At 41.8% G+C, this 5,702-nt stretch carries 5 protein-coding genes; all 5 read left to right on the top strand.

Annotated features, from left to right (window positions below; all coding sequences use genetic code 11):
- A partial coding sequence (locus tag E2L07_RS19870; RefSeq protein ID WP_134229179.1) for a transposase occupies positions 1 to 405 on the top strand: 405 nt, incomplete at its 5' end.
- Between the two features lie 468 nt (positions 406 to 873).
- The gene (locus E2L07_RS19865; RefSeq protein ID WP_134230471.1) at positions 874 to 1,320 is read left to right on the top strand and encodes an ABC transporter substrate-binding protein; all 447 of its coding nucleotides are present in this window, start codon (positions 874 to 876) and stop codon (positions 1,318 to 1,320) included.
- Between the two features lie 94 nt (positions 1,321 to 1,414).
- Entirely contained in the window at positions 1,415 to 2,659 is a 1,245-nt protein-coding gene (locus E2L07_RS19860) for a Zn-dependent hydrolase (RefSeq protein WP_134230470.1), read from the top strand.
- A 26-nt stretch (positions 2,660 to 2,685) separates the two neighbouring features.
- On the top strand, positions 2,686 to 3,945 hold the full coding sequence (locus E2L07_RS19855) for a pyridoxal-phosphate-dependent aminotransferase family protein (protein ID WP_134230469.1): 1,260 nt from the start codon (positions 2,686 to 2,688) through the stop codon (positions 3,943 to 3,945).
- Between the two features lie 30 nt (positions 3,946 to 3,975).
- On the top strand, positions 3,976 to 5,148 hold the full coding sequence (locus E2L07_RS19850; RefSeq protein WP_134230468.1) for an amidase: 1,173 nt from the start codon (positions 3,976 to 3,978) through the stop codon (positions 5,146 to 5,148).
- Positions 5,149 to 5,702: the final 554 nt, after the last annotated feature.

The following is a 5,702-nucleotide window of genomic DNA, read 5'->3' as shown; positions in this document are numbered from 1 at the left end:
GGCTTAGGGGCGGTGACTGTTGGATTATTCTTTGCGGAAGTTGGGGACATTTCAAAGTACTCTCATCCTCAACAATTAGTGAACTTAGCAGGGCTATCATTACGTGAGCACAGTTCAGGTAAATTTAAAGGGCAAACAAGGATTACAAAGCGAGGAAGGAAACGATTACGCCGAGCCTTATATTTAGCGATTCGTCCCCTTGTCGCCCATAATTCAACATTTAAAGCCCTGCATCACTATTACACCAAACGCCCTGAACGCCCTTTGAAAAAGCAACAATCTTTGATTGCCTTGTGTTGTAAGTTACTACGTGTGTTGTTTGTCATTGGTCAAAAACAGTGTGAATTTGATGGTTCAAGATTAATAAAAGATATTCCTCAAATGGATGGATTACAGGCAGTGTAACCTTAGAAAGCAGATCACCCAAAGTGGCTTGACACGGAGCCTCTGCGGGCATGGCTCCTTGGCGAAGCGGCGAGTCATCCAATGATTCGCCCATGGCTAAGGAAGCCTACCATGCCCGCCACTCCATGTAAAGCCGTGCATCATCTGTATACTTACAAATAACAAACACCAATAGTGCAGAGTCGGAGTTTATTTTCACCATACGGGCTTATGACCCAGCAAAGGAGCTTATCCGACCTCCACCTCATGGATACGCAGGACGAAGGAAGGTATGGATACCAATCCGGAGAGACATGGGAGGGTTAGCGACCGTGAGTAGCGTGGAGATTTATAGGCACGGTCATACTACTCAATTACCAAACTATACCAGTTTGGACGTTAGGATGGATTATCCCCTGTAAGAAATTTTAATTCGTTCTACTTCTATCCAGTAGTACTGGTGAGATTACTATTTGGTGTTAGTGAAATTTGGAGAATACACGAGTATTAGCGAGAAAATTAAACTTTATTGAGGGAGGAGTGAAGACGGAAACGATTTTAGTATCAGAATCAGGATTTGATCCTTACAATGTTGTTTTATTTGCGACTAAAGATTACGTGGAAGAAAACGCGGAGACAGTGAGAAAGTTTGTGACTTCATTTGTTGAAGGGTGGAACTATTACAAGGATGCGCCTGATGAAATAAATGAAGTGATTCATGAGGCGAACCCAAATCTCGCTTTAGAGAGTCTTGCCTTTGAAACGGAGGCACAAATGGAATTTGTTTATGGTGGTGATGCAGAGGAGCACGGTTTTGGTTATATGTCAGAGGAACGGTGGACAACACTGATCGATCAATTACATGAATTAGGGTTGCTAGAAGAAACGTTTGATGCCAATGAGATATTCACAACCGAATTTTTGCCTTCTCATTAGAATAATGAAAGTTTACATGAAATGAATGGGGGTCAGCCAAGTTTTTGGTTGACCTTATTTACTAAAATACGTTTGGTGGAGGGGAGTTGGATCTTTGGTTATTACATGTCAGATCAACAAACAACGATTATGGAATACTCTTTTGGAATTAGGTGAGATTGGATCTTCACCATCTTCTAAAGAAGAAGGAGTGACAAGACTTTCGCTTAGTGTAGAGGATTTGAAAGCGAGACAATATGTAATCAATTTAATGGAAGAGGCAGGGCTTAAGGTTCGCATTGATGTAGTTGGTAATATTATCGGAAAGCTAGAGGGAACAGTGAAACAAGCGCCAATTGTCTTAACAGGATCACATATTGATACGGTTTTTCAAGGAGGGATTTTTGACGGGGCTCTAGGTGTTCTTGGGGCAATTGAAGCCGTGCGTTCGATTAAAGAGTCAGGTTTTCAGCTGAAGCATTCAATCGAGGTTGTCTCCTTTACAGATGAAGAAGGAATTCGTTTTGGCACAGGTTATATTGGTAGTAAAGCAATGGCAGGAGAGCTAGATGAAGCGACATTTTCATTAACGGATGCAAATGGGCTGACTTACGCAGAAGCTTTTCGTCAAGCACAATTAGATCCTCGCTTATACAAACAAGCAAAGAGAGAACGAGAAGAATTAAAAGCCTATGTTGAGCTGCATATTGAGCAAGGGAAGGTTCTTGAAGAACATCAGCTGCCTGTTGGAATTGTGACTGATATTCAGGGGCCGATATGGTTAGATGTTGTTGTAAAAGGACATGCCGATCATGCTGGTGCCACTCCTATGTATATGAGAAAGGATGCTGCTCTTGCGATGGCGGAGCTCATGCTAGACATTGAGAAGATTGCCAAGACGTATGATGGAGTCGGAACAGTTGGGAAAGTAAACATAGAGCCAGGTGGAGTCAATATTATCCCAGGTCTTGCTGCTTTTTCCGTTGATCTTAGACATATTAATAAAGAAAGTCGAACAAAAATGATGAATGAAGTCAATGAAGCTATCAATCGAATTTGCCAGAAAAGGGACGTCCATGCTGAGATGGAAGTCAAAAAAGCTGTCGATCCTACTTCTTGCCAAGTAGAGGTAATTGATATGATTGAGGAATCGTGTAAAGAGCTTGATGTGCCAACGATGAGATTACAATGCGGGGCTGGTCATGATTCCTTGATGATGGCGAAGCTGACGAAAATGGGTATGATCTTTGTTCGCTCTAAAGAGGGAATTAGCCATAATCCAAAGGAATGGTCAGATTATGAAGACTGTATGATTGGTACGCAAGTTTTGTTAAATACATTAGTGAGGTTAGCAGAATAATACGAGCAAGATTGGGGGATTGCAAGATGCATCATTCAACACCATTCCATGTTCCAGTCCGTACGATTATGACACCTGGACCAGTTGAGGTCGATCCTCGTGTACGACAGGCGATGTCAAATTCAATTCTAGGTCAATTTGATCCAAGTTTTACTACTTTAATGAATGAAACAATGAAGCTGCTTAGACTAGTGCTACAAACAACTAATCATTGGGCTTTTCCAATCGACGGCACATCACGAGCAGGAATTGAGGCGATGCTTTGTAGTGTGATTGAAGAAGGAGACATCGTACTTGTTCCCTCCTTTGGTCGATTCGGGGGCTTGCTAACAGAAATTGCTGAGCGTTGTGGGGCCGATGTTCAAGTGATGACCTGTGAATGGGGAGATGTATTTGACCCTGATGATGTGATCAATGAAATGAAGAGAGTAAAACCAAAAGTGGTGGCGATCGTTCATGGTGATACATCGACGGGACGAATACAGCCATTAAAGGAAATTGGCTATGCTTGCCGAGAAATGGACGTTTTATTGCTTGTTGATGCAGTCGCAACGGTCGGCGGGACTGAAGTAAACACAGATGAATGGATGATTGACGGTTTAATAACGGGAACGCAAAAATGCCTATCTGTGCCCGCTGGAATGGCTCCTCTTACTTATAATGAAAGAATAGAAGATATTCTTTTGCAACGAAAGTCAATTGAGAAAGGTCTGGCAACGAAAGAGCAGCTGTTATCAAGCAATTTTGAAAGACGTATTCGTAGTAATTACTTTGATTTGAGTCAATTACAAGATTACTGGAGTCCAGCACGGCTCAATCATCATACAGAAGCGACATCTATGCTTTACGGACTGTATGAGGGGTTGCGTCTCATATTAGAAGAAGGATTGGAAGCGAGGTTTGAACGTCATCGTGTAAATGAACGAGCATTAGTTGCAGGAATTGAAGCGATGGGTCTTGAATTATTTGGTCATTCAGAAAATAAACTTCCTACAGTTACTTGCGTGGCGATACCAGATGGAGTGAATGGTGATTCTGTTCGAAAAATGTTACTAGATGATTTCGGTATTGAGATCGCTAGCTCCTTTGGTCCGCTCCACGGCAAGATTTGGAGAATCGGGACGATGGGCTATAGCTGCCAACAAAGAAATATCCTATTAACTCTTGGGGCATTAGAAGCAGTACTAACAAGACACGATGTGAAAGTCAATGTCGGTGAAGGTGTTCAAGCAGCGTTAAATGTATATCAACAAAAAGAAAGAATCTCAAAAGCAAATGATGGCTAATTAATGTATGAATGGTTATGGAGGGATGACATGAAGGATTATAATGCCTTTGTTGAAGAGCTGAATATGGAACCATTAGCAAAAGGAAGCCTGTCAGGACTTAGGTTTGCGGTTAAGGATGTGTTGGATGTAAAAGGAATAACGGCTAGTGCTGGAAATCCAGATTGGTTGCGTACGCATTCACCTGCAAAAAGTCATGCGCCTGTTGTACAGCGTTTATTAGAAAATGGTGCAACATTAGTCGGCACAACAATTACCGATGAGCTCATGTATAGTTTAAATGGAGAAAATATTCATTACGGGACACCTGTTAATCCAAAAGATCATCAGCGTATTCCTGGCGGTTCTTCTAGTGGTTCGGCTGTCGCTGTTGCAGCTAAACTAGTTGATTTTGCCCTCGGAACAGATACAGCAGGCTCCGTGCGAATCCCTGCAGCTTATTGCGGGCTGTACGGCTTTCGACCGACACATAATTTTCTTTCGATTGAAGGGGTTATTCCGTTAGCACCTAGCTTTGATACGGTTGGTTGGATGACTCGTGATACGAAGACATTGCTTAAAGTTGGTGAGGTTTTACTTCAAGAAAAATCATCGGCTCAAGCATTTACACGAGTAATGATTGGTAAGGATGCGTGGGCATTAGCGGATGAAGAGAGTAAGCAAGTGCTCTCTCCTGTTCTTACAACGATTGAAAATGGTTTTACTCAAAGGGAATCAATCGAGATTGCAGACGAAGGGCTAGTCACATGGATGAATGCATTTAGAACGTTACAAGGAATTGAAGTATGGAAATCTCATGGTGAATGGATTGAAACGGTTAAGCCCCATTTTGGTCCAGACATTGCAGCGCGATTCGAATGGGCAAGTACTTTAAAAGAAGATGAGAGTGTGACCGAACAACAGTTAAAAGAGCGTATTCAAAACCGCTTAGAAAAGCTGCTCGGTGATGATGGGTTACTGATCATTCCCACTGCACCTGGGAAAGCTCCTCTTGTTAACCTGTCTGGAGAAGAAATTGAAAAACGAAGATCCGAAACGATCCAGCTCGCTTCTATTGCAGGGTTGGCAGGACTCCCGCAAGTCACGATACCAGTGGCTGAAGTGAAAGGTGTCCCAATTGGACTATCTGTGATTGCAGGACCAAAGCAAGATATTAGGTTACTAAGGTGGATGGATCAGCATTATGATTTGTGGGAGAAATAAGGAGTTATTAAAAGAGGTTCACGTTACATATGAGTTTCAGAAAAACGCTAACTCAATGATGGTGATTAGGAAGGATTGTTAAATGATCAAAAGCAGGCACATGAGGTGGCCTGCTTTTTTAATGTTAGAAATTCTTCGCTTGCTTTAATGGTTCTGATAGGTGCTGTGTTTCGATTTTTTTCATTTTCAAACCAAGGAAGGTTGTTAAGATGAGGATGAACATACTACCTAACACAATTCCTTGCCAGTTTAGAAGGTTCCAAAATGGTTCTAAATATAAAGGTCCAAGGCTGCCTCCAATATAATAGAAAATTAAGTACAAGCCTGCAGCACTTGCTTTTGCGGATTTTGCTCGACTGCTAACCCAAGAACTAGCAGTTGAGTGGGCAAAAAAGAATCCAAAACAATTAAGTAATAATCCAGTTATAAGGGGCTGGGACAAAACCCCAGGAAATAAAAAAATAAGGCGTAGGAGCTTACACTAAAAAGTGTAGGCTTCACGCCTTTTTATTCGTATTTTGTGTAAACCAAAAGGACACCTTTTGATAAAATTA

Source organism: Halalkalibacterium halodurans, from assembly GCF_004376175.1.
GTDB lineage: Bacteria > Bacillota > Bacilli > Bacillales > Bacillaceae_D > Halalkalibacterium > Halalkalibacterium halodurans.
Note: the sequence above shows the minus strand (reverse complement) of the source record. Positions and strands in the feature narration are given on the sequence as shown.